Source organism: Aeromonas sp. QDB56, from assembly GCF_027705505.1.
Lineage (GTDB): Bacteria > Pseudomonadota > Gammaproteobacteria > Enterobacterales > Aeromonadaceae > Aeromonas > Aeromonas caviae.
This window is the reverse complement of record NZ_JAPDBZ010000004.1, coordinates 1-23936: the sequence shown is the minus strand read 5'-3', so window position 1 is coordinate 23936 and position 23936 is coordinate 1. Positions and strand designations below refer to the sequence as shown.

The following is a 23936-nucleotide window of genomic DNA, read 5'->3' as shown; positions in this document are numbered from 1 at the left end:
ATCGTCGATCAGTCTGCATGCTGATCGCCCCATCTCAAAAGCCCCAAACGGTTCGCCGCTCGGGGCTTTTCTTTTGCTCGAAATCCGAGGACACCATGGACAAACCTGGACTGCGTGACGCCCTGCCACAGCCGCAACAATCTGACACCCGCAATGACCCTTTCTGGGGCAACCTGGATAGCAGCCTGTCTGCTGCCGCGGCTGCACCGCCCCAATCAGCCCAGCCGACTGCCAAGCGCGACCTTGATGTCGGTCTGGGTGATGTGGCGCGCGGGGTGGGTGCGGGCGCATTGGAGCTGGTCGGCGGCATTGGCGAGCTGGCAAGACAGGCCAGCAACTTCGGCAAGGAGAACGCTGGCAAGCAGGGTGGGGATTATCTGGAGCAGGCCCGGGCCAATATGGCCAACAAGCTGAGCCCTGTGCTGGATGCGGTTGCAGGCGCAGGTGACCTGGCCCAAGGGGGAGCTGAGTCGCTGACCGAGGGAATGAGCGCGGATGCCAAGGAGGCACTGGGGCGCCGGCTGGTAGATGAAACACCGGAAGGACGTTTGACCCTGGGGGATGGTGCAGGGGATATCGATGTCTGGGCCATGAAAATGGCGCAGGGGGTTGGCTCCATGCTGCCGACCCTGGCGGCGGGCGGCGTCACAGGATTGGCAGCCAAAGTCTCTATTGGCCGTGCGGTCACCGCATCCATGATCAAGCGTGGCGCGACCCAGGAGGTAGCCGAAGCGGTCGCCGCCAAGGCAGTATCCAAAATTGCCACCGGCGCCTCTGTGACCACCGGGGTGACCGGATCGGTGGGCAGTGCCGGGGTGAACGCCCGCGACACTGTGCTGGGAATGAGCTTTGACGAGCTGGCGGGCAGCGACACCTTCCGCCAGGCGTTCACTCGCATCGACCAGGATCAACAGACCGCCCATCTCTCTGATGAGGAAAAGCTGGGGCTGGCCCGTGAGGAAACGGCCAACTTGGCCAGCCGAGCCACTATGAGCGACGCCAAGGTGTGGGGAGCTGCCGCCATGGGTTCCATGATGGGCGACGCCATGCTGTTCAAGATGCTGGCTGGCAAGGCGGCCACCGGTGGAGTGCTGAAAGGTGCTGCCAAGGGGGCGGCAGGTGAGGGTATCAGCGAAACCCTGGAGGAGGGGGTGCAGCAATACGCCGTCAACGAATCCCTCAACGAGGTGGCCGCCGCTGATATCGACCCGATGAAGGGGGTCATGTCGAGCGCGATCGAGGGCGGCTTGATAGGGATGGGGGCAGGTGGTGCGGTAGGTGCTGTCGGTGGGGCGCGAGGCGGTAAGCATGCCAGCCAGGAAGATGGCGTTGGGACCGATCCGGTTGCAGAGCCTTCCGCGCCGGTGACGGAGGGCGCTGCTGGTCCGGCAGTGGATCCGAACTTTGCTTCTGTTCCACTGGAAGAAGGCGAGCAGGCGCCCTCCGCCTCGCAGGCCGAGGGGGAGCTGAATCCGCTCGGCCCCAGCGCAAGCCAGTTTGACGAGCTGCGTGATGTTCCCGCCTATCTGCGTCAAGACGATACCGCCGATCGCTACAAGGGGATGGCGGCTGATAGCGAGGTGCAGCGCGCCTTGGCGGGTGAGTTCGGCCAGACCGTGCAGGAGCTGGTTGCCTCCCAGATGAAGGCTGGCGATCAGGGCAAGAGCCTTTATGAGCGAGCTCAGGCTGGCGAGCTCGGGCTTGACCCGTTCGCAGGCAACAAGAGCGCCCAGCAGGTAGCCATGGAGAACCAGCGCCTAGCCCTGCCGCTCAAGGATGTGATCTTTGCGGGCGATGCCAATGCTAAACCCAAGGGGGAGGCAGTGGCCGCACCTGGGGATCACGATGACCAACAGGCTGGCCCCGGCCCGCAATTCCGAGGTGGTGAGCGTACCCGCTGGCAGAGCGGGCAGGAGGGGGATGTGTTGCCGCCAGAGGCATCTTCCACCAAGCCCGCTGGCGAGCTGCCGGGCGCGGTGATTGAGGGTGAGGCCCGCGAGGTGGGTAACGAGTTGCCGCACCGCAATGTGGTCTATGGCAATGACTTGCGCGCCGAGCAGCAACGGGCCGCCGATCTGGCCCGCCGTGAGCGCGAGCTGAACAACCAGCCCCTGCAGATCGGTCAGTCAGAGACCATCTTTGCCGGGGGCACACCGGGCGCTGACCCGCGCAATAGCGCCTATACCCCGCCCAGGCTGTCACGGGATCAGGTCGATACCAGCATGGGCGAGCAGTCCACCCGCGATCCGCGCAGCCCGGTGGCGCAGTCCATCGAGCAGGCAGGCAGCGCCACCGATTCGGTATTTGGCCCGCTCAAGTCGTTGCGCATCACCCGCAAAGGCAAGCCGTTCGCAACAGAGAAAGAGGCTGCCATGGCCAGCCGCAAGGGCCAGGAGATGCCGGTGCCGCTCAATGGCGGCGGCTTCGGGGTGGCCGAGATCGCCGAAGTCGAGCAGGTGAAGGCGGCTGCAACCACGCAATCAAGCGCCCCACAACTCGACGACATCAGTGTCACCAACCCGAATCAACCATCTGATCAGCCAGCTGCAAGCGTAAGCGCTGAAACAGTTCCGGCGCCGTCTGCCACCGCTGGCGAGGCCAGCCAACTAGCACCAGCCATCGATACCGGATACCGCGAGGTGATCCCCGTCAAGCAACCCAAGACAGAGGTGAGCAATGAGCCAGTTACCCCAGTACCTGCAATCAGCAGTGAAGGACAACGCGATCAGCCTGGCGCAGGCGAACCGGCTGCAGCAGGCGCTGGACCAGCCGTTGCCGGACTCACCGACCGAGCTGGATCCGGAGATCGGGCAGATCTCGCTGCGCCTGCACCTGTACCTGACGGACAGCAGCAAGATGACCCAACACTGACAGCCCCGGCCACAGATGCCGGGGCTGCTGTTTCTGGCCGTATTGGCGAGGAAGAGCTGCGAGATCGCGACCTGCTAAAAGAGCATGGCGGGCGCTGGAAGTATCGTTCTGCAGTAGGCGCAGGCTGGTTTACTGCCAACACCAAGGAGGCCGCCATTGAGCGTGCCGAGGAGGCATACCGCAAGGCAGTATCCAAAGGAGAGCCAGTGCCCACCAGGGATGAGCGGTTCGCACAATCTGAAACAATGCGTCAGGGCCAAGGTGTTAACCCGCCACCCCCCCGCACCTTGGACACCGATGGGCGCGCCAGCGACGGCAAGCCGATCAATGGCGGCGATACCTTTGCAACGTCGTCAGGCAGAACGACCACGCCGTATCCAAAGCAGAAAGGTGAAAAGTACGCATCACAATGGCTTATCAATAACGCCACCGAAGAGGCCAGGGCGCGCGGGGATAATTTTAACGCCCCCATATTTTCAGCCACCACGACAATGAAGAATGGCTCTCTTACCACGGCTGACCGGGATGGGATGCTGTCTTACCTGTTTGGCCAGCAGCCAGCCGTATTGCCGCCAATCACACGGCCACTGACCGCGCCAGCCAGCGCACCGGCTGACGGTTCTATGGTGTCGCGCATTACCCGCGCCATGGTGGACAAGTTGGGGGCGCTTGATGGGGCCACCGATGAACATATCGACCTCAAGGTCGGCAAGTTGCTCAACACCATGGATAAGACTGATGTGCTGGCCAGCTTCCCGGAATATCAAAACCGCCATGAGGACATTCCCACCTATCAGCGCTTTAAGTCCGCGTCCGACAAGATCACCAAAGAGTGGCTGATTGACGCTGCCAAGGCAAGACGTGATGGCACCGAGGCAGAGCCGGAGCCAACGGTCCAAGAGTCCAGCGAAGCGAGCCGCTATGACGGCACACCCAAGGGGCGCAAGGCATACGCCAAGCGGTTGCGCCTTGAGGCGGGGGCCAGCGAGATTGACCGCAACGAGCTGGATCGCGCCTACAGCCAGCAAAAGACCACTGCCAAAGCCAACACCGACGCACTGGATCGCGCCATTGATGCGCTGGAGCGCGGGGTTCGTCGCAGTGAGGGGTTGGAGGTGGTAGATGGTTATAAATTGTCATCCGACCATGTGCGCAAGATGAACAGTGAAGTCGCCGCCGATAACAGCATCGAGGCGCGCCGCTTCCGGTCGATGGTCGATAAATTCCTGTCTGGTAACATGTCGGCGGAAGATACAGGGGTGTTTGTGGCGGATTATGTGACGCTGAAATCCCGCCAGATGGCAGCCAACAAGCTGGCAAAGCCGTGGATAAAAGACCCGATTGAAACAATGATTGCAGCCTATTCACGGGTGAACAAAGAGCACAAAGAGAAGTGGCTGAAAAAGCGCCGCGAGGTGTACCGCTCTACCCTGGCCAAGGATGCCGAGTTTAAGGAAGGGGAGTTCTTGAGCTGGCACCAGACCATGCTGGCCAGTTACAAGGGCGCTTACGATGTGGATTACCTGATCCCCTCAGAAGAGGCGGAGTTCACCGCCCACACTGAGCGCTTGAGCAAGATAACCACCCAAGCCAAGGATGCCGTGATCGACTGGCGGCAAGCGACTCTGCATGATTACCTTAACGGCACCAATACCCTGTTTCGTGGCGAGATGGACTTTGCCGAGTTCAAGGCGATGGCGGAGGGGCTGCTTGCCAATGGCAAGGCGGTACTGGCCGAGCTGAACGGCATGAAGAAAGCCGATGTGCTGGACACCATGGGCTATTGGGGATCGGCGCGCTACAAGAACGAGAAGAAAGCGGAGGTCGTACAAGCCGCTTACGATCAGTTGTTGGGCAACCTGCGCTGGGCCGCCAACGGCGACAGCAACAGCATGAGCGAGGTGGTGTCGCTTGGCAGCAAGGCGCCACGCCTGACCATCGATCAGAAGGTGGCTGACGCGCTGGCGGGTCTGACCGCCGAGCGGTATCAGCAGTTTGTCAACAAGCGGCGTGCGGACATGGCCAAGCGCGATGCCGAGTTGGCCGTCACCAAGGAGGCACTGCGCGACCCGCAGACCATTGAGCAGTTCAAGACCTTCCTGAAATACCGCTCGCTGGACAAGCTGACCCCTGAGCAACGCGCCCGCTATGAGGATTTGATCGCCGCCAACAATCTGGACAAGCGCGATCAGGCCCGCGAGGTGAAGGCTGCCACCGCCGTTACCCCGACCGCCAGTGGCGACATTATCAAAACCAAGCACACCAAGAGCGGTGAGGATCTCTATGTCGTGCAAATGGGCGACCGGGTTGACCGCGACACCTATAACCAGATCAACGCGCACGCCAAAAAGTTGGGGGGGTGGTATTCCTCTTACAAGGTCGGCGGCGCCGTGCCGGGCTTTCAGTTCAAGGATGAGGCCAAGGCCACCGAGTTTCGCGGTTGGTTGACCGGTCAGGGGGCAGCCAGTGCCGCCCCGTCTGCCGAGGCCACCCCCACCGAGGTGACTGAGCCTGCCCAGGCCGACAGCAAGAGCAAGCAGGTCGAGGCGCTGCGTGCTCGTGCCAATACCCTGCGTGACAAGGCCACCGCCGCACTCAATGCCGAGCGCAAGGAGAACACCAACAAGCGCATGACCGAGGCCGCCAACGCCCGCGCCAATGCTGAAAGTGAGTTGCACTTTGCCGGGTTGCTTGATGCCATTGCCGATGGGATTGAGTCTGGCGAGGTGACTTACCTGCGCAACCTGGCTAACGGCACCCAGTTGACCGAGCTAAACCACGCGCTAAGCCGCAGCTTGTGGAATTTGCCGCCAGCCCGCCGCGAGGCGCTGACCAGTCAGGGGATGATTGAGCGCACCGAGGATGGCCGGGAACGTTGGTCTGCCAAGGCCACCCCGGAGATGATGGCAGAAGGGGCGCAAATGCCCGGCATGGATTACTTCGCCAGCAACCTCAAAGATGTGGCAACCAAGATGCAAGGGGCAAGCGGCTTCAAGCAGGCCGGGGCCAAGATCATGGCGCTGGTCAAGGCTGCGGCAAACAGGGATAACAAGACCACAACCCTGAGCGATCCGGAGCTGATTGCCAAGCTCAAGGCGTATGTCACTGGTAGTGATGACTACAGCACCAGCACCATCAAGAATCAGATCGCCGGGTATGGTCGCCTGGAGCGCATGGGCATTACCAATCACACCGAACTGCGCGCCGCCCTGCGTGAGCTGGCCCGCCTGCAAGCCGGGTTGAAAAAGCAGGCCGTGCCGCGCTACCCCTTGGCCGAGAAGATGGTCGCGCTCAAGCGCAAGCTGGTCGGTAACCGTAATGCCTTTATCGACTTCTTCCCGACCCCTGAAAGTCACGCCGCCGATCTGGTGGCGCTGGCCGGGATTGAGCCGGGCATGACGGTGCTGGAGCCGTCCGCCGGACATGGCATGTTGGCCGAGGCGGCGCGCGCTGCCGGGGCCAAGGTCGATGCGGTGGAGCTGGCTGGCGACCTGCGCGAGATATTGCAGGCGAAAGGGTTTGGTCTGGTGGGTAGCGACTTTATGGCCACCACCCCGGCCCAGTCTTATGACGCCGTGGTGATGAACCCGCCATTCTCCAATGACATGGATATTGACCATGTGCGCCATGCTTATGACCACCTCAAGCCGGGCGGGCGATTGGTGGCCATTGTGTCCGCCACCGCCGGGGATCGCCAAAACAACAAGAACAAAGCCTTCCGTGAGTGGTTTGACGGGCTGGGTGGCAGTGAGCAGGCGATGCCGGAGGGGTCATTCAAGGCGTCGCTCAACCCCACCGATGTGCGCACCAAGATATTTGTCATCGACAAGCCCGCCAATGAGGCCAAGCCGCTGCCGTCGCCAGAGGGCAAGCGGGTGACGGTGGCAACCCCCAAGGGGCAGAGCGTCGAGGTGCAATACCGGGTGATGGAGGCTGCCGATCTGGTGGCTTCCCACGACTTTGAGGGCAATATCAACCACGACTACCCGCAGCAATTGCAGCCGCGTGACCGTAGCAAGCAGACCTATCGGGTACAGGTGGGGCAGATTGCTGCCGCGCCGGATGGGGCGCGCCTGGCGGCCAGCCCGGAGTCAGACCGGGGCGCACCGATTGTGCGTGATGGGATTGTCGAGAGTGGGAACGGGCGCACCATTGGCTTGAAGCAAGCCTATCAGCGCGGCGATGCTGGCGCGTATCGCGCCTACCTGCTGGCCAATGCCACCGAGTTCGGTCTTGATGCTGCCGCGATTGAGGCAATGAGCGCACCGGTACTGGTCCGCGAGCGGTTGACGGAGATGGACGATCAGCAACTGCGTGACTTTGTGGTGGATTCCAACACTGACGCCAAGATGGCCAACAGCGCCACCGAGGATGCGCGCGCCGATGCGGGCAAGCTGACCACTCAGATGCTGAACATGCTCAACATTCCCGATGGCGGCGACGTGCTGGCCGCACAGAATCACCGCTTCTTGCAAGCCTTCTTGCGGGCGATTGGTGAAAATCAGAGCAACAGCTATGTCAATCAGTCTGGCGGCTGGAATGCCGAGTACGGCAAGCGGGTGAAGGCGGCCATCTTTGCCTATGGCTATGACAACCAGCGCTTGCTGGATGCGGTCACCGGTGAAACCGATGAGGTGGGTCGCAATATGATCGCGGCGCTGCTCAACAATGCGGTGGCCATGGCGCAGTTGCGTCAGCACTCGCCGGATCGCGCCAAGTCGCTGGCCAATTATCTGGCCGAAGCGGTGGAAAGTGTGGTCCACAACAAGCGCAGTGGTCAGTCATTGCAAGAGCTGGCGGCACAGGGTGATATGCTGGGCGGCGGGCCAAGCACTGAGAGCGCCCTGTTGGCACAAGCCATGGCCAGCAATGCCCGCAGCGCCAAAGCCATGACCGAGATGATCGGTGATATTCTGGCTATGATGAACAAGACACCAAGCAATGATATGTTTGGTGAGGCTGTTACCCCCATCACCGCAGAGGAAGCTATCCGTGAAACACTCAGAGCCATCGACGCCTACAACCAACAACGAAACCAAACCCCGCGACCCAGCGGCGATCTTTTTGGACTCGCCGCAGCACGGAATGACCACGGAACAACGCCAGGCGTTTCGGGACATCGTGATGGCGGCGCAACTGAAAGCGCAGCAGACCAAGGATTAAAAGCGCCCAAGTGGGCCAAAGAGCCGGAAGATCGGCACACCGTCGCGGGCATCAGCTTCAAGGTGCCCGTGTTTGATCAAGAGCTGCAAAAAACCTTCAATGAAGCCGTTCACCGTGGCGAGGGCCGCAACTTCGCCCAAGAGATCCAGACCGTCGCCAATCGGCTGGCGCTGGATCTGGAAGCGGACGGGCTGTTAGCCACCCCCGATCAGCGCGTACTGGCCAGTCAGTTGATAGAAGCCTGGGTAGAGCGCGAGGTCGATAACGCCAAGAAGACCATGGCGTATGGCATTGCCAACCCCAGTTGGATGGTGACGGGCACCAGTGGCAACCCGTTCGGCAAGCGCCGCCAGAAAAGCAACCTTGAGCTTGAGAATGAGCGGCAGGCCGACCACGAGAAGGCGCAAGAGGCCGCCGTCAAACGGATGCGCGCCGCCCTCAAAGAGCTGCAATCACCCGAGGCACAGCGGGCCGAAGCCTTCAAACTGGCATGGCGCGATGCGCGTGCCATTCTGCGTGATTTGAGCAGCTACCTCACTCAGGGCAAGACCGCCCTGTTAGCCGAGTTGCGCAAAAGCGGTGCGCCCAAGTTGGCCAAGTTGTTAGGCACCATGGCCGAGTCTGACCCGGCACGCTATCGCAGTGAATTGCGCTCTCAAGATCAGCGCTTTAAAGAGGCTGGTATGCCTGGCCTGATCGAGTTGATCGGCGCGCGCACCAATGCGGGCAAGATTATCAGCGATGCCATTAATGGACGGATCCGTTTCTCCAAACAGGCCATGGCGCAGGGCGAGAAACCAGCCAAGCACCTGACCCGCAAAGAGGCGGAGCTGGTAACAAAGGAGTGGTTCAAGCAGTACCGGGGCGCCAGTGGCATTGATGTGCAGATCCACGCCACCCAGGCAGAGCTGGAGAAGGCGCTGGGGCTGGCGGCACAAGATGGCCTGATCCGCCGCGCCGCCTTTGATGATGACAGCGGAACCCTGCATGTGGCCGCGGATACCATCGCCAATCCCAAGCGGATGCGCGAGATCCTGCGCCATGAGGTGCTGGCCCACTATGGCCTGGCCAACGTCCTGGGTGACGGGGAATATACCAAGGGAAAGTGCGAACAAGTATCCCACGAACAAAAAATGAAAATTTTAGTCATTTAATATCAATGGGTTACCAGTAAATGCTCTCGTGCCATATGACTTATTCGCACCTTCCTTAGCGGAGTGGAGAGACCGACCATAAACCATGATGGGCAGCCAATCCACCAAACCGAGGAGGGGCTTCGCAACTTCTGGCGTTGGTTTGGGAATAGCCTGATGCGAGATGGTGCGGGCAATCCAGTTGTTGTTTATCACGCAACAGAATCAGATATTACTGCGTTTAATACGCGTGATGCGGTCGAGAATCAATCGTTCTATTATGGTGAAGATAATGGTAGAGAAAAAGACGCCGGGGGATTTTTCTTTACCCCCGACAAGACACTCGCCAACGATTACGCCGAAAATCGACCTAATGCCAACATCATTCCCGTCTACCTGAAATTGAATAATCCAGTCTATCTGGACGAGATGAGCCTCGAAGAGCAAGGTAATTATCTGCGCGAGGCCAGAGCGAATGGGCATGATGGTGCCATCATTGGTGATGGCCTCGAATACGTAGTTTTTACCCCTGAGCAAATTAAATCTGCCATCGGAAACAATGGCGAATATTCCAAGTCCAACCCGGATGTCCGCTTTAGCCAAACCAATACCGCAGCCGACGACTCTAAAACTCTTGAGCAATCCATCAAGCAAAAGGCGGTCTACCAAGCCGGAGCTGCTCTTAGCTCAGTAAAAAACTGGCTCAAGCAGGGGCGACCGTTGATGCTTGGGACCTTGACCGACCTGCAGATTGACCAAGTTTACCGAGATATCACGGGCGGGGCTGTATCCCAGTATCAGCGCTTGCGCACCCAGATGGAGGCTGATCGCAACGACATTCTGCTGGATGCAGAAACCCGGATAGACCCTCTGTGGGATGCACTTGGCAAGCAGGAAAAGGCTGATCTTTCCAACCTGATGCACGATGCCACCATGTCACGGCTGCACCCGGACAAGCCCCTTGACGAGAACAGCTACTACCTGGAGGCCAAACAGAAGGTAGAACGAGCCAAGAAACCGGAGACCAAAGCAGCCTATGAAGCAGAGCTTCACATCATCGAGCGCAATCACTCCGAGCTGGCCCGCCAGTATCAAGCCTTGACCCCCAAGGCCAAGGCGCTGTACGCCACCATGGAGCAAACCTATAACCAGCAGTGGGAGACCTTGCGCGAGGCCATCGAGCAACGGCTGGTCGATCTGTTGGGTGAGAACAAGGGGCGCGCCATGGCGGCAACCATGCGCCTGAAAATGGAAAGCGCACTCAAACACGGGCCTTACTTCCCGCTGACCCGCTTCGGTGACTATGTGGTGAAGGCGCGCAAGGGCGACGAGTATGTGCGTGAACACTTCGAGCGGCGCATTGATGCCGAGCAGGCGGTGAAGCAGTACCAGCGCGACGGCTATAACGCCCTGATGACGGTCAAGGAAGAGGGCAACGGCGATAGCGCCAACGCGCACCAGCTGGGCATGGAGTTGCTGGACTTTCTGGAAGAGGCCGAAGGGGTGAGCAAGGATCAGCTGCAAGACACCATCTGGCAAGCCATGCTCAAGATGATGCCGGATGCCTCTTATGCCAAACATGCCATTCACCGGCGCCGGGTCAAGGGGGCCAGTCGTGACGCCCACCGTGCGTACATGAGCAGCGTGTATCACTTTGCCCGCCACGTCTCCAAGATCCGCTATGGTCACAAGATGCAAGGGGAGCTGGATAAGCTGAGCGAGCAGGTCCTGGCTGGTGTCACAGGTGAACCAAGCAGCATCAAGCCTGAAGACCTGGAGATAGCTCAGCAGGTGCTTAACGAGATGAACAAGCGCCATGACATGAACATGAACCCGACCGGCAAGGCGTGGGCGGGTCATGTCGGTAATGCGGGCTTCCTCTATTACATCGGGCCGTCGCTGGCCTCTGCCGTGGTCAACATGACGCAAAACTTTACCGTGATGCTGCCGCAGCTGGGGGCTAAGTATGGCTTTGCCAAGTCGGCCTCTGCCATGACGGCGGCCATGGGGGATTACATCAAACATGGCAAGTTCAAGGCGGGCACCACCGAGGCGTGGCAATCGCTGACCCGCTCCACCACTTTGAAGGCCGATGAGCTGGCGCTGCTCAAAGAGCTGTACCGTGCCGGGGTGCTCGACCTGACCCAGGCGCACAGCGTTGCCGCCAAGGCGGACACCGATCAGCAGGACGCCAAGGTGATGAGCAAGCATTGGCGAAAGGCGATGCGCTGGGCGGGCGCCACCTTCCACAATGCCGAGGTGTTGAACCGGGAGGTAGCCGCGCTGGCAGCCTATCGCTTGCTCAAGGAGGCCGAGCCGACCCTGAGCGCCGAGCAGTATGCCGAGAAGGTGACCGAGATGGTGTATGACGGCCACGGCAACTACGCCGCCAGTAACCGCCCGCGCTATATGCGCAACGACGTGGTGAAGGTGATGACCCAGTTCAAAATCTACAGCCAGATGATGACCTATGTGATCTATTCCAACGCCATCAAGGCGGCCAAGGGAGATAAGCAGGCCGCCAAGACGCTGGGCGGGATCATGGCGGCGCACTGGGTCATGGCCGGGGTGATGGGCTTGCCCGTGCCGATCACTTGGGTGGCCTATGCGCTGGCGGCGGCTGCCGATGATGACGATGACCGTAGCGGGGAGGCGTCATTCCGCTTGGGGCTGACTGAGGCACTGGGGCCGCGCGCCGGGGAGTTGCTGGCCAAGGGGCCGCTCGATTCGCTCACTAACCTGAGCATTGCCGGGCGAACCGGCCTCAATGACTTGTGGTGGCGCAGTCCCAAAGAGGGGACCGAGGGCGACGATCTGGCATGGCACGCTGTTCAGCAACTGCTGGGCCCGGTTGCCGGGATTGGCATAAACCTGGCGCGGGGCGCGGGGCAGATGACGGATGGCCACATTCAGCGCGGACTGGAAACCATGTTGCCCAAGTCGATTCGCGACGTTGCCAAGTCCTATCGCCAAGCGACAGAAGGGGAGCAGACCATTAAAGGCGACATCATCATGGATGATGTTTCGACCTGGAACGTCGCCATGCAGGGGCTGGGTTTCGGTAGCGCCCAAATGGCCAAGAATTACGACGCCCGCGAATACATCAAAGGCAAGGAGAAACGCATCGCGGATAAGCGCTCCCAGTTGCTGACCGACTATTACATGGCCCGCAAAAGTGGTGAGATGGACGAGGTGCAAGAGGTACTGGAGCGCATCAAAATGTTCAATTCCATCCACCACCCTCGCGAGCGCATCACCGGCAAGAGCTTGGCGTTGTCGTTTAAGTCAAAGCTTCGCAGCAACGAGCGCACTCAGGGCGGGGTATACCTCAATCGAAACCGGGAGTACCTGAGAGAGGAGGGGCGCTTCGCCGATTGATGGGGAAGGGCGGCCGTCGCTGCGGCCGCCTGATAGAAAGGGCATCAGGAGGTTTTTTGCTCTTCCAACCAAAGCGCGTAAAGGATATCGGCAAACCACTCTTCTGGCAGCTCGCCAAGCACAAGGTCAACCATAGCGTCCGCCAGCTTCTCGTTATCTCTTTCAATCTCGAAGTCGTTGAGGGAGAGATACTCAAGGCAGACCGCAAGTCCGGTGCGCTTATTGGCATCGGAAAAGGCGTGAGCGGTACCGATGGCCATTGCGTACTTTGCGGCGATGAGAAACACATCATTTAGCCCGTTGTAGGCGATGGCGTTGTCGATGCGGCCAAGCGCCCCCTCCAATAACGCTATGCTGGCAGGCCCCTGGTGACCAGGCGACGCACCTAGGATGTAGTGGTTAATCTCCAGCACCCGAGCGGGAGGAAACTGGATGATATCCATTACATATCAGCCAAACGGGTGAATGTCTTTTCGTGGGTCTTCAGTGTCAGCTTGGTCTCAGACTTGATGATCTGGCGGCCCTCTTCACCGTTCAGGCACAGGTTCTTTTCAGCCTTGATTTGTGGCCGATTCTGCACTTGTGGCAATCCATATTTGTTGCTGACGGTGTTGTCTTTCATGCTGTGGCTACCTCTTGATGTCGCATGGTGAGACTTTACCATAAATGGTAAAGCGACAACCTGTGGGATGTCCAATTCCGTTGCGCGGCCCTGGCTTGCCCCGGACCACAGAGGGTAAGCTGGCCCACTGACCAGTGAGACCCCCGACCATGTGGATACTGTTTGCTCTGATAATGATGGTGGTGGCGCTGAAAGCGTTCAGTTTCAGCTTTACGCTGGCCCTGATCCCCTTTGCTGCCGGGTGTTGGTGTTTCAGTAAGTCCAGTCGCGATGACCTGGACACCTTCATGGCGTTCAGTTTCTTCGCTGTCTTGATAGGGTTTGCGTTGAACTTTCTCATTAGTATCTGGTGATATTTGGGCAGGGATTTAGAGAAAGGCACGACACTGATGGGGCTAGGGCCCCATTTTTAATACCCAAATCAGTCCGAAAATGATAAATTCAAGAAGTTTACTGTATGTGCATACAGTGTTTCACAGTCGAGAGACTGGGAGAGCAAGGGGGAAATCGGATGGAATCACTACTAAGCGAACTGGAAGAGTTTGTTGAGACGCTGGACCTGGCGCCTGAGGAGGAGAGAAAGATCGCGAGCATTCTGGAAAAACTACGCGATGAAGCCACCGTGTCAGCGTGATGCGGAAGGATTCGGATTGGCCCGCCACTGTGCGGGCTTTTCTATGCCTGGAGGGTAGAAAAGAAAAAAGCCTGCATTTCTGCAGGCTTTCTTGTTCTTGGATCACCATTGGATCATTTTGATTCCAGTTTTGGGCCAGTCACTGTCGCTATGTTTTTGCTAAGTGGCTGTTTTTTCTGGGTTTGTCCTGTCGGTGTCCTAGTTAAATTGGTGGAGCTGGGGGGATTTGAACCCCCGTCCAAAATTACTACATCCTCGGTACTACATGCTTAGTCACTCTTTACATTCGCCAACACGCTGCGGAGAGACACGCCACGCATTGACTAGCTCGATTGGTTTTAATGCTTCCGCCCCGAGCAGGACTTCCACACGATCCTGTGAAGGATGACCTTCCATTTCCCTAGGACACAGGCAAGCTAGGGGAGAAGGGCTCAGCGCAGGTTATTAAGCTGCGAGTGCGTAGTTTTCGTCGTTTGCGACTATTTTTTTGCGGTTTATTAACGAGGCCTACCGCACCTCGGCATGCACCTTGGGTTTCGTGAATCTTGTCGAATCCAGAATCAGCCCCAAGTTGTCAAAAGGGATTGTACGCAAAAATCCTGTCATGGCAAGGCGTTGATGGCAATCGACCGGCCTTGGCCGGTCGATTGCTGGTTTATTGGTCGCCGCATGGGGGCCGGCGGCGCACAATCAACCGCGGTGCTTGTTCTTCATGATGCGGGCCTTCTCACGGTCCCATTCCCGTGCTTTGGTGTCTTCCCGCTTGTCGTGCTCTTTCTTGCCTTTCACCAGGCCGATCTCGACCTTGACCCAGCACGCTTTCCAGTAGAGGGCCAGCGGCACTATGGTGTAGCCCTGACGAGCGGTCAGGCTCTCGAGCTTGTCGAGTTCACGGCGACTGAGCAGCAATTTGCGGGTGCGGGTCGGATCGCATACCACGTGGCTGGAGGCGGCGTTCAGCGGCAGGAAGCTGGAGCCGAACAGGAAGGCTTCCCCCTGCATGAAGATGACATAGGCTTCGCTGATGTTGGCCTTGCCCGCCCGCAGGGACTTCACTTCCCACCCTTGCAGGGACAGACCGGCTTCCACGCGCTCTTCGATGAAGTACTCGTGACGGGCGGTTCTGTTGAGTGCAATGGTGCTGGACCCGGCTTTGTTTTTACTGTTCTTTTTGCTCATGACGGGGGCCTTAGGCAATGTTTAGGAAGGCGCATTATACGTGGGTGGCGGCGGCTGTAAAACGCACAGCGCTCCGAGTGGCGGCTTTGTGAGCAGTTCGATGACGATTTTGAGGGAAGGGCGGGGCGAGAGCAGGCCACACTGGCCGGAAAGTGTGCGATTGCCCTGCTTGGTGACCCGCGAACAGTTTCGGCGGTGATTTTGGCTGACAAGGTGATAAAATCGGGCCGATTGGATGAGGAAAACCCATGCCCCGTATTACTCGCAGTGCCCTGGTGATGTTCAGCGCGGAACAGATGTTCCGGCTGGTCAATGATGTTGATGCCTATCCTGAGTTCCTGCCCGGCTGTGTCGGCAGCCGTGTTCATGAGTCAGGTGAAGACTACATGATGGCCTCGGTCGATGTGGCCAAGGCAGGTATCGCCAAGACCTTTACCACGCGCAACCAGCTCGATGCCAATCGCACCATCAAGATGGAGCTGGTGGAGGGGCCTTTCAGCAAGCTGGCGGGATGGTGGACCTTCACGCCCCTGGACGTGGATGCCTGCAAGGTGGAGTTTGATCTCGACTTCGAGTTCACCTCCAAGCTCATTGAGCTGGCCTTTGGCCAGATCTTCCGCGAGCTGGTGAGCTCCATGGTGCTCGCCTTCTCCAATCGTGCCAAGGTGGTTTACGGTGTCTGAGCTCCTCAATATCGAAGTGGCCTATGCCCTGCCCGAGCGGCAGACGGTGCTGTGCATCCGGGTCGCGCCCGAGACCAGCGTGCTGGCGGCCATCGAACAGTCCGGCATCCTGCAAAAGCACCCGGAGATCGACCTGTCGGTCAACAAGTTCGGTATTTACAGCCGTCCGGTCAAGGGCGCAGAGCCGGTGCAGGAGGGGGATCGCATCGAGATCTACCGCCCTCTCATCGCCGACCCCAAGGAGATGCGCAAGAAGCGTGCGGAAAAAGCCAAGGAAGAGGGGCGTGCCGATGTGGTCACCGGCGGGCGGCCCGATGTGCACCGCAAGCGAGACGATGCCGGCACCTGACGGGTGATGGGTTGTGACAAGGGGGCGCCGTGGCGCCCCTTTGTGATCGTCTCGCCCGACACGGGGCATCACAGTGTGAGCAGGCGCTCGTTTTCCACCGTCTCTATCCCGCTCTCCTTGATGGCAAGGCGCGCCATGGCGTGCGCCACCTGGCTGGCCTCGATGGCACGCCAGCGGCGCAGCGACCCGCGCAGCAGGGGCTTTACCAGCGGATAGATGGCCTGGATGATCTGCTCCGAACGGCGCGCAGGTTCGCGATGGCCGAGCAGCATGGCCGGGCGCAGGATGACGAGCCGCTGCCACTCCTGGGCCAGCAGGGCCTGCTCCATCTCGCCCTTGGTGCGGGGATAGAGAGCAGGGGAACCCGGGTTGGCGCCCAGACTGGAGACCACCAGCAGGCGGCGGCAGCCGTGGCGACGGGCGAGCGCGGCAAAGGCCAGCACATAGTCGAGATCGACCCGGCGAAAGGCCTCGGCCGAGCCGGCATCCTTGCGGGTGGTGCCAAGGCAGCAGAAGGCAATGTCCACAGGGGAGGGCAGCGTCAATCTGTCCAGCGCGTCGAACGAGGTGGGCAGCCAGGTGCGTCCCGGAGCGGGGTCGCCCGGTTTGCGGCAGAGCAGGAGGAGGTTGTGCTCCGTCCCCAGCTCGCGCAGCAAGGCTTTGCCAATCAGACCGGTGGCGCCGGCAATCAGGAATCGACTCATGATGATCTCCTCGGGGCAATGAGGCATCCAGAGTGTGGCCCGGCGACATCACCGGGGCCAGAGAGAACAAAACCGGCAGAAGCCGGTTTTGTGATGTCATCTAGAGCGGTGTGGTGAAGGCGGCAGGGAGAGGGAAATCACCGGTCACGGTGGCCAGTCTGTCACCCACGAAGTTGAGGGTCAGCTCCTTGCGCTCCTTGTCGCCCCGACCGGGCTGGAACTCATAGAGGTAGTACCAGGTGTTGGGGTCAAAGCTGTCGCGCAACATGGGAGAACCCAGCACGAACTCGACCTGTTCGCGGGTCATGCCCTGGCGCAGCTTGTCGACCTGCTTTTGTTCCACATAGTTGCCCTGGGGAATATCGATGCGATAGACCAGGCTGCAACCGGACAGGGTGAGGGCGGTCAGGGCCGCGGCAATCAGGTGTTTCATCCGCATATCGGGTTCAGATCATCCATACAGTCTTTTTAGCTCGGCAAATCATACCCACTCCCCGTGCGGAAGTAAAAAGCCATTGATCCATCAGCCAATAAAAAGGGCCGCGTGGCGGCCCTGGCAGATCTTGCCCCCTTACATGGCGGCGCGGAAGATGGCGACGATCTCCGCGTGAGTCGCCTGCCTGGGGTTGGTGAGACCACAGGCATCCTTGAGCGCATTGGTGGCCAGCACGTCTAGGTCGTCGGCCCTGACCCCGAGCTGCTCCAGACCGGTGGGGATCTTGACGTCGCTAGCCAGTTGCCGGATGGCATCAATGGCTGCCGCCGCACCCTGCTCATCGCTCATGGCACTCACATCCACCCCCATATGACGGGCCACATCCTTGAACCGACCGGCGCACACCCGGGCGTTATAGGCCTGGACATGGGGCAGCAGCACCGCATTGCACACCCCGTGGGGCAGGTCGTAGAAGCCGCCGAGCTGGTGAGCCATGGCGTGCACATAGCCCAGGCTTGCGTTGTTGAAGGCCATGCCGGCCAGGAACTGGGCATAGGCCATCTGCTCGCGGGCATGGAGATCCTCCCCCTGATGCACGGCGGTGCGAAGGTGTTCGGCAATCAGTGCGATGGCCATCACGGCGCTGGCATCGGTGACCGGGGTGGCGGCGGTGAGGCCGGCGGGCTTGGCCAGCATCAGTTCCGGGTCGTTGACCGACATCAGCGGCGTGACGTGTTTGTCGATGATGGCCATTTTCACCTGACGGGATTCGTCGGTAATGATGCAAAAACGGGTCATCTCGGAGGCGGTACCGGCCGTGGTATTGATGGCGATGAGCGGCAACTGCGGCTTGTCGGAGCGATCCACCCCCTCGTAATCCTTGATGCTGCCCCCATTGGCGGCCACCAGGGCGATGCCCTTGGCACAGTCGTGGGGTGAGCCGCCGCCGAGCGAAATGACGCAGTCACAGCCGTGGGCCCGGATCATCGCAAGACCCGCCTCGACGTTGGCCACGGTGGGATTGGGTCTGGTCTCGTCGAACACCACGGCACCTATGCCGTGCTCGGCCAGGAGGGCGGCAAGCCGGCCCACCACGCCAATCTGGCCCAGGATCTTGTCGGTGACGATGAGCGCCTTGCGATAGCCATGTCCCTGGATATCCGCTGCCGCTTCCTGCAGGCAGCCCGCCCCCATCAGGTTGATTGCGGGAATGTAGAACTTGAATGTCGCCATGATGGACTCCGTATGATTAGCCATTAAGTGGTATGCGGGCGCCAACATAACAGCGTCGGAGGGGATGAGAAGGGGTCAATGGTATCTCGTTTGCAACTTTGTGGACTCGATCGCGCTCTTTAAATGGACGGTCGCTCAAGGCTTGACAAGGGATGGGAGTGCAAAAGGAACGTAAAAACGTTTTTCAAGAAATTCATCATCTTAGCAAACGTTTCGCGCCATTTTTGTCAGCTTTGAAGCGCAGAAGTGTGAGGCGCATCAAGGAATTGGAAAGCGCTTTCGACCATAGTTGGCGCCTCCCCGGATGAGGGGACACCGGCTTGAAAGTACCGTAAAGAATCACCTTAACTGCACTCGGCTGCCATGCGGCGGGGCGCAACCAGGAGTCCACTATGTCTGATGTATTTCACTTGGGTTTGAAAAAAGCGGATCTGCAAGGCGCCACCCTGGCGATCGTCCCCGGTGACCCCGAGCGCGTGAAGCGCATCGCAGAACTGTTGGACAACCCGGTGCACCTGGCCAGCCATCGTGAATTCACCACCTGGCGCGGCGAGATGGACGGCAAGGCCGTGATCATCTGCTCCACCGGTATCGGTGGCCCGTCCACCTCCATCGCGGTGGAAGAGCTGGCCCAGCTGGGTATCCGTACCTTCCTGCGCATCGGCACCACCGGCGCCATCCAGCCGCACCTGAACGTGGGCGACGTGATCGTCACCACCGGCTCCGTGCGCCTCGACGGTGCCAGCCTGCACTTCGCGCCGATGGAGTTCCCGGCAGTGGCCGACTTTGACTGCACCACCGCCCTGGTGAACACCGCCAAGGAGCTGGGCTCCAAGCTGCATGTGGGCGTCACTGCTTCTTCTGACACCTTCTACCCGGGTCAGGAGCGTTACGACACCGTATCCGGTCGCGTGGTACAACGTTTCCAGGGTTCCATGAAAGAGTGGCAAGCCATGGGCGTGCTGAACTACGAGATGGAGTCCGCGACCCTGCTGACCATGTGTACCAGCCAGGGCCTGCGTGCGGGCATGGTGGCCGGTGTCATCGTGAACCGTACCCAGCAGGAAATCCCGAACGCCGAAACCATGGCGAAAACCGAATCTGATGCCATCAAGATCGTGCTGGGCGCCGCTCGCAAGCTGATCTGATAGCACCACACCGAGTGGGGGGTGGGGGCCGTTGCGAAAGCGCGGCCCCTATCTTTATCCGCCGTTTGCCCCTTTTGCCTTCCTGGCCCTGCTTTCCCCCTTCTTCGTTACCCCTGTTGCACCGTCATGGCCGCCAGTGCCTGCGCAAAGGGTGCCTCACAGCGGATCTGTACCGCTTCGCCGCTCACCGGGTGCACAAAACCGAGTTCACTGGCGTGCAGCATCAGTCTGGGGGCTCGTTCGCAGCCTGGCGGGAGCAGGCCGCCATAGAGATCGCATCCCAGGATGGGATGGCCCAGCCACTGGCTGTGGATGCGCAGCTGGTGGGTGCGCCCGGTTTCCGGTACCAGCCTGACCCGGGTCAATGGCACCGGCTGGCCTGCCCCCTCCAGGGTGAGCCGCTCCATCACCCGATAGCGTGAGCGGGCGGGTTTGCCGCTGGCGGCGCAGATGCTCATCAGCGGGAACAGCGCCGGATCCTTGGCGATGGATGCGTCGATGACGCCCTCATCCACCGCCAGATGGCCGCAGAGCAGTGCCTCGTAAGCCTTGCTCACGGTGCGCTGGCTGAACTGGTGGCAGAGCAGGGCGTTGATGCTCTTGTTTTTGGCCACCACCATGACGCCCGAGGTGCCAAAGTCGAGGCGGTGCACCAGGGTGCAGCCGGGGTAATCCTGTACCAGCCGGTAGTGGACCGAATCGAGGTTCTGCGGGTTCTTGCCCGAGAGGCTCAGCAGGCCGCTCGGCTTGTTGATAAGCAGCAGATGCGCATCCTCAAACAGGATCTCGATGGTGGCGGCGCAGGGCGGGGCGATGAAGATGTCGACGATGACGGACATGGGGCAGCCGGACGATGAAGGGGGAGGGATCATACCCGAACGATGGCGGCGCGGCGAATCTGGGTGTCCGCTCCCAAGGCCTGTCGCCAAGTACTTGATCTCGTTGGTTGAGGCGTTTTGTGACTCCCTCCTGAGTTCATCTGGCCATCTCTTGCTAAGGTATGGCTCCCTGTCATGTTGTAAGGAGTCTGTCCATGGCGTTGCCCGTTATTCTCGATTGCGATCCCGGCCACGATGATGCCATCGCCCTCATTCTGGCGCTGGCGAGCCCCGAGCTGAAGGTGCTGGCGGTCACCACCAGCGCGGGCAACCAGACCCCGGACAAGACCCTCAACAATGCCCTGCGCATCCTGACCCTGCTCGGCCGCGACGACATCCCGGTGGCGGCGGGGGCTGCCAAGCCTCTGGCCCGTGAGCTCATTATCGCCGACAACGTCCATGGCGAATCGGGGCTGGACGGCCCAGAACTGCCGGAGCCCGCCTTTGCTCCCCGGGCGATGAGCGCCCTTGAACTGATGGCAAGATGTCTGCGCGAGAGCCCGGAGCCGGTCACCCTGGTGCCGACCGGGCCGCTCACCAACATTGCCCTCTTGCTGGCGGCCCACCCCGAGCTCAAGCAGAAGATCGCCCGCATCGTGCTGATGGGGGGCGCCGCCGGTGCGGGCAACTGGACCCCCGCGGCGGAATTCAATATTTATGTGGATCCCGAAGCGGCCGATATGGTCTTCAAGTCGGGGCTGCCCATCACCATGTGCGGGCTGGACGTGACCCACGAGGCCCAGGTGATGGACGAGGATATCGAGCGGGTACGCGCCATTCCCAACCCGGTGGCGCAGTGCGTGGCACAGCTGCTCGACTTTTTCATGATCTATCATCGGGATCCCAAGTGGGGATTTGCTGGCGCGCCGCTCCATGACCCCTGTACCATCGCCTGGCTGCTGGCGCCCTCCCTGTTTCACGGGGTGGAGTGCCGGGTCGATATCGAAACCGGCGGGACCCATACCCTGGGGATGACGGTGGTGGATCGCTACGACCTGACCGGCAAACCGGCCAATGCCCTGGTGCTGCTGGGGCTCGACAGGGTAGGTTTCATCGAGTTGCTGGTGCAGCGACTGCGCTCATTTGGTTGAAATCCTGGACATCGGATAAGGGGTTGGGAATGTGGAAAGGGACGTTGGCGCTGCTGACATGCATGCAACTGACGGGTTGCGCGACCCCGTTCGAGAAGATGTGGCAGGGGCTGGCGACCTGCGAGCTGGACACCCTTCATCTCGACATCGAGACCGGGCGCCCGGCCAATCCGCAGCTCGCCATGTATACCCCTGACAAGGTGAGCGAGGGCTTTGCCTGGTACAAGGTCCATCAGGAGTTGCACGGCCTGCCCATCGTCGGCTTCCTGGTGCCAGCCTCCACCTTCGAGGTACATGCCCTCTTCGTGGATACCCCCATCGCCAATGCCCGCAGGCTGACCCACAACGCCTATGGCAGCGAATTTTCCGACGAGAGGCTGCATGACGAGGGGATGGCCCCCCTGTTGCTGCGCGACCCCAACAATCCCAAGCGCTCCATCATCGACTGCACCCGGGGTGAGTCGGCGGAGCCGCTGCCGGAAGCGTCTTTCGGCGAAGGGGAGTGAGTCCGGGGGAGGGCAACGGGATATCAGGCCAGACAAGAAAGGGGCCAGCCGCAAGGCTGGCCCCTTCTCTATGGGAGCAGACCCGGGTCCGGGGTGTCAGGGATACCCCAGGGTCTGCCTGATGACGGGAAGCTGCGCAGCAATCCAGGCCGGATTGATGGGCCCCCAGTCGCTGATGCGGTAGTGCCCCTGCAGATGGCGAGCCCCCTCGGTCTGCTCGAAGGCGCACTGGATGTCGAGCTCAGCCAGGGCGCTGAGGGTGTCCTGGGCGGTGCGGCGCGGCATGCCGGTCGCCTCCATGATGGCGGGCACGGTGTCCGTGCCCTGACTGATGAGGTGAGCCACGTAGAGCCGGCGATAGAAGCTGGTGCGGGTCTTGCTCGGCTCGCTCATATCTCGTCCTCGAGGCGATCGAAGTAGCGCCAGGTGGCGATGGCCGCCTTGCCCATCACCAGGGCCCAGACACCGAACCAGAACCAGCGGAAGAAGCTCCAGGTGGAGGCATCGGGCTCGGTGCTCGCGATCTTGGTGACGTTGGGGAACATGGAGAACATGTTCACGCGCCAGCCGTAGGAGGTGATGATGGCCAGGCGTTTTTCGAACTCCATGGACTTGGCCTTGGCCTGGACGTCGGCGGCGTTGAACTTGAAGTAGAAGGGCCAGCCCCATTCGGTGTCTTCATTGCGAAACACCCGGATCTTCTCGCCGGGGCGTTCGGTGTAGATGTAATAGACGTCGGTGGTGGGGCCGTCAGCCGGGTTCTTCTGGCTGATGGGGCCATCCTTGTCGGTGCGCTTCACCTCCACCCCGGTGATGGTGGCGATGGTGTGCTCCGGCAGATAGAAATCGAGCCAGAGTGCGGAGAGCAGGGCGATGAGGCCGAGCATGATAAAAGCGGGTTTCTTGAACTTCAGGCTCATGATGATCTCTCGATGAGGGGGAGTGACGTGCCTCTACCATACCCACATTTGTGCATGCAGCCCAGCCCCCAATGACACCTTGATGGCAAAAACCCGTTTTAAACAGGAGGCGTGAAGGGGGAGGGGCAAGTGCGGGGCCAGCGCCGGGCCCCACGGTATCGAAGAGATCCTCGCAGTATCAGAGCTGGAACTGGGCGAGCTGCCTGCGCTGCTGCTCGGCGAGCTGTGACAGTTCGTGACTGGCGGCGGCACTCTGGCTGATGCCGGCGGCGTTCTGGTTCACGATCTCGTGGATGTTGGTGAGGTTGCGGCTGATGTCGGCGGTGACGCAGGATTGTTGTTCTGCCGCGGTCGCCACCTGGGCGTTGGCACCGTTGATCTGGTTGACCGCGTCCGTGATGCCCCCCAGCAAGGCCTGTACCTCGGCGGAGAGCTGCCGGTTGTGGCCGAGGATCTCCAGGGTCTGCTGCACGCCGCTGTTGGCGGAGAGGGACTGGCTCTGCAACTGCTCGATGATGGCCTGGATCTCCTTGGTGGAGTCCTGGGTACGGGCAGCCAGCAGGCGCACTTCGTCGGCCACCACCGCAAAGCCGCGGCCGCTTTCACCGGCGCGGGCCGCCTCGATGGCGGCGTTGAGGGCCAGCAGGTTGGTCTGCTCCGAAATGCTCTGAATGACTTCGATCACCTTGCCGATCTGCTCGGACTGGGACTTGAGCCTGGCCACCACAGTCGCGGCGTTCTCCAGACTGCCCGCCATGCGGCCGTTGGCCTCGATGCTTTCGGCAAACAGGGCCAGCCCCTGCTCGACCCGACTGTTGGCATCCCGGGCCAGCTCGTCGGCCAGGGCGGCGTTGTGGTTGACGTTGTCGGCGGTGCTGGCCAGCTCGGTGACGGCGGAGGCCACCTGTTCGGTCTCACCCCGCTGCTGCTGCAGGGCGGGAGCACACTTTGTTGATATTTTAACCAAAGAATAACTGAGCCCGATAGTCGTCATTCCAGCCGGCTCTT

Annotated in this window: 18 protein-coding genes and 1 other RNA gene; 8 read left to right on the top strand and 11 right to left on the bottom strand. The window is 60.4% G+C overall.

The genetic code is table 11. The annotated features are described in order from the left end of the window. The first annotated feature begins 17 nt into the window (after positions 1-17). Positions 18-9188 carry a methyltransferase gene (locus OKB81_RS01150; RefSeq protein ID WP_270805095.1) on the top strand — a complete coding sequence of 3057 codons (9171 nt, stop codon included), beginning with the start codon at positions 18-20 and terminating at the stop codon, positions 9186-9188. Between the two features lie 156 nt (positions 9189-9344). Next, on the top strand, positions 9345-12545 hold the full coding sequence (locus tag OKB81_RS01145; RefSeq protein ID WP_270671074.1) for a PLxRFG domain-containing protein: 3201 nt from the start codon (positions 9345-9347) through the stop codon (positions 12543-12545). 44 nt (positions 12546-12589) lie between these two features. On the opposite strand, the gene OKB81_RS01140 is transcribed toward OKB81_RS01145, so the two are convergent. Next, the gene (locus OKB81_RS01140) at positions 12590-12988 is read right to left on the bottom strand and encodes a type II toxin-antitoxin system death-on-curing family toxin (protein ID WP_182785848.1); all 399 of its coding nucleotides are present in this window, start codon (positions 12986-12988) and stop codon (positions 12590-12592) included. Continuing rightward, positions 12988-13167, bottom strand: a complete 180-nt coding sequence (locus tag OKB81_RS01135) for a hypothetical protein (RefSeq protein WP_033137226.1) — start codon at positions 13165-13167, stop codon at positions 12988-12990. Before OKB81_RS01135 ends, OKB81_RS01140 begins: the two co-directional genes overlap by 1 nt. Before the next feature lie 511 nt (positions 13168-13678). Between OKB81_RS01135 and OKB81_RS01130 the strand changes: the two genes are divergently transcribed. Beyond that, a complete protein-coding gene (locus tag OKB81_RS01130; protein WP_270665076.1) occupies positions 13679-13801 on the top strand; it encodes a hypothetical protein in 123 nt (40 codons plus the stop codon). Positions 13802-14009: 208 nt separating this feature from the next. Here OKB81_RS01130 and ssrA read toward each other — a convergent pair. Then, positions 14010-14369: a transfer-messenger RNA gene (ssrA, locus tag OKB81_RS01125) on the bottom strand. A 122-nt stretch (positions 14370-14491) separates the two neighbouring features. Further along, positions 14492-14980: an SsrA-binding protein SmpB gene (gene smpB, locus OKB81_RS01120; protein WP_010673973.1), complete on the bottom strand. Its 489-nt coding sequence runs from the start codon at positions 14978-14980 to the stop codon at positions 14492-14494. A 248-nt stretch (positions 14981-15228) separates the two neighbouring features. Here smpB and OKB81_RS01115 point away from each other — a divergent pair, with 248 nt between their 5' ends. Together OKB81_RS01115 and OKB81_RS01110 are read left to right on the top strand one after the other, a co-directional pair. Further along, entirely contained in the window at positions 15229-15663 is a 435-nt protein-coding gene (locus OKB81_RS01115) for an SRPBCC family protein (RefSeq protein WP_010673974.1), read from the top strand. Next, positions 15656-16012: an RnfH family protein gene (locus tag OKB81_RS01110; protein ID WP_102948158.1), complete on the top strand. Its 357-nt coding sequence runs from the start codon at positions 15656-15658 to the stop codon at positions 16010-16012. The genes OKB81_RS01115 and OKB81_RS01110 overlap by 8 nt, the downstream gene beginning before the upstream one ends. Before the next feature lie 68 nt (positions 16013-16080). On the opposite strand, the gene OKB81_RS01105 is transcribed toward OKB81_RS01110, so the two are convergent. The 3 genes from OKB81_RS01105 to OKB81_RS01095 form a co-directional block, all read right to left on the bottom strand. After that, positions 16081-16716: an NAD-dependent epimerase/dehydratase family protein gene (locus tag OKB81_RS01105; protein WP_160838878.1), complete on the bottom strand. Its 636-nt coding sequence runs from the start codon at positions 16714-16716 to the stop codon at positions 16081-16083. Positions 16717-16816: 100 nt separating this feature from the next. After that, the gene (locus OKB81_RS01100; protein ID WP_029314185.1) at positions 16817-17155 is read right to left on the bottom strand and encodes an outer membrane protein assembly factor BamE; all 339 of its coding nucleotides are present in this window, start codon (positions 17153-17155) and stop codon (positions 16817-16819) included. Between the two features lie 132 nt (positions 17156-17287). Then, entirely contained in the window at positions 17288-18385 is a 1098-nt protein-coding gene (locus OKB81_RS01095; protein ID WP_160838880.1) for an iron-containing alcohol dehydrogenase, read from the bottom strand. 392 nt (positions 18386-18777) lie between these two features. Here OKB81_RS01095 and udp point away from each other — a divergent pair, with 392 nt between their 5' ends. Continuing rightward, complete coding sequence (gene udp, locus OKB81_RS01090) at positions 18778-19533, top strand: uridine phosphorylase (RefSeq protein WP_010674037.1); 756 nt, start codon at positions 18778-18780, stop codon at positions 19531-19533. 107 nt (positions 19534-19640) lie between these two features. Here udp and OKB81_RS01085 read toward each other — a convergent pair whose 3' ends face one another. Further along, on the bottom strand, positions 19641-20372 hold the full coding sequence (locus tag OKB81_RS01085) for an RluA family pseudouridine synthase (protein ID WP_420359772.1): 732 nt from the start codon (positions 20370-20372) through the stop codon (positions 19641-19643). 194 nt (positions 20373-20566) lie between these two features. Between OKB81_RS01085 and rihA the strand changes: the two genes are divergently transcribed. After that, positions 20567-21502: a pyrimidine-specific ribonucleoside hydrolase RihA gene (gene rihA, locus OKB81_RS01080; RefSeq protein WP_109112420.1), complete on the top strand. Its 936-nt coding sequence runs from the start codon at positions 20567-20569 to the stop codon at positions 21500-21502. A gap of 29 nt (positions 21503-21531) precedes the next feature. Further along, complete coding sequence (locus OKB81_RS01075; RefSeq protein WP_045525252.1) at positions 21532-22008, top strand: hypothetical protein; 477 nt, start codon at positions 21532-21534, stop codon at positions 22006-22008. Positions 22009-22104: 96 nt separating this feature from the next. Here OKB81_RS01075 and OKB81_RS01070 read toward each other — a convergent pair whose 3' ends face one another. From OKB81_RS01070 to OKB81_RS01060, 3 genes are all read right to left on the bottom strand, one after another. After that, a complete protein-coding gene (locus tag OKB81_RS01070; RefSeq protein WP_039039881.1) occupies positions 22105-22401 on the bottom strand; it encodes a winged helix-turn-helix domain-containing protein in 297 nt (98 codons plus the stop codon). Further along, complete coding sequence (locus OKB81_RS01065) at positions 22398-22928, bottom strand: DUF1523 family protein (protein ID WP_010674042.1); 531 nt, start codon at positions 22926-22928, stop codon at positions 22398-22400. Before OKB81_RS01065 ends, OKB81_RS01070 begins: the two co-directional genes overlap by 4 nt. A 178-nt stretch (positions 22929-23106) precedes the next feature. After that, on the bottom strand, positions 23107-23936 hold an 830-nt coding region (locus tag OKB81_RS01060; RefSeq protein WP_270664369.1), incomplete at its 5' end, for a methyl-accepting chemotaxis protein.

Excerpts from the sequence above, each read along its gene's own strand:
- OKB81_RS01150 (WP_270805095.1), top strand. The coding sequence starts at position 18 with ATGCTGATCGCCCCATCTCAAAAGCCCCAAACGGTTCGCCGCTCGGGG.
- smpB (WP_010673973.1), bottom strand. The coding sequence starts at position 14,980 with ATGAGCAAAAAGAACAGTAAAAACAAAGCCGGGTCCAGCACCATTGCA.
- OKB81_RS01145 (WP_270671074.1), top strand. The coding sequence starts at position 9,345 with ATGCGAGATGGTGCGGGCAATCCAGTTGTTGTTTATCACGCAACAGAA.
- OKB81_RS01100 (WP_029314185.1), bottom strand. The coding sequence starts at position 17,155 with ATGCGGATGAAACACCTGATTGCCGCGGCCCTGACCGCCCTCACCCTG.
- udp (WP_010674037.1), top strand. The coding sequence starts at position 18,778 with ATGTCTGATGTATTTCACTTGGGTTTGAAAAAAGCGGATCTGCAAGGC.
- OKB81_RS01140 (WP_182785848.1), bottom strand. The coding sequence starts at position 12,988 with ATGGATATCATCCAGTTTCCTCCCGCTCGGGTGCTGGAGATTAACCAC.
- OKB81_RS01135 (WP_033137226.1), bottom strand. The coding sequence starts at position 13,167 with ATGAAAGACAACACCGTCAGCAACAAATATGGATTGCCACAAGTGCAG.
- OKB81_RS01130 (WP_270665076.1), top strand. The coding sequence starts at position 13,679 with ATGGAATCACTACTAAGCGAACTGGAAGAGTTTGTTGAGACGCTGGAC.
- OKB81_RS01085 (WP_420359772.1), bottom strand. The coding sequence starts at position 20,372 with ATGTCCGTCATCGTCGACATCTTCATCGCCCCGCCCTGCGCCGCCACC.
- OKB81_RS01105 (WP_160838878.1), bottom strand. The coding sequence starts at position 16,716 with ATGAGTCGATTCCTGATTGCCGGCGCCACCGGTCTGATTGGCAAAGCC.
- rihA (WP_109112420.1), top strand. The coding sequence starts at position 20,567 with ATGGCGTTGCCCGTTATTCTCGATTGCGATCCCGGCCACGATGATGCC.
- OKB81_RS01065 (WP_010674042.1), bottom strand. The coding sequence starts at position 22,928 with ATGAGCCTGAAGTTCAAGAAACCCGCTTTTATCATGCTCGGCCTCATC.
- OKB81_RS01115 (WP_010673974.1), top strand. The coding sequence starts at position 15,229 with ATGCCCCGTATTACTCGCAGTGCCCTGGTGATGTTCAGCGCGGAACAG.
- OKB81_RS01070 (WP_039039881.1), bottom strand. The coding sequence starts at position 22,401 with ATGAGCGAGCCGAGCAAGACCCGCACCAGCTTCTATCGCCGGCTCTAC.
- OKB81_RS01095 (WP_160838880.1), bottom strand. The coding sequence starts at position 18,385 with ATGGCGACATTCAAGTTCTACATTCCCGCAATCAACCTGATGGGGGCG.
- OKB81_RS01075 (WP_045525252.1), top strand. The coding sequence starts at position 21,532 with ATGTGGAAAGGGACGTTGGCGCTGCTGACATGCATGCAACTGACGGGT.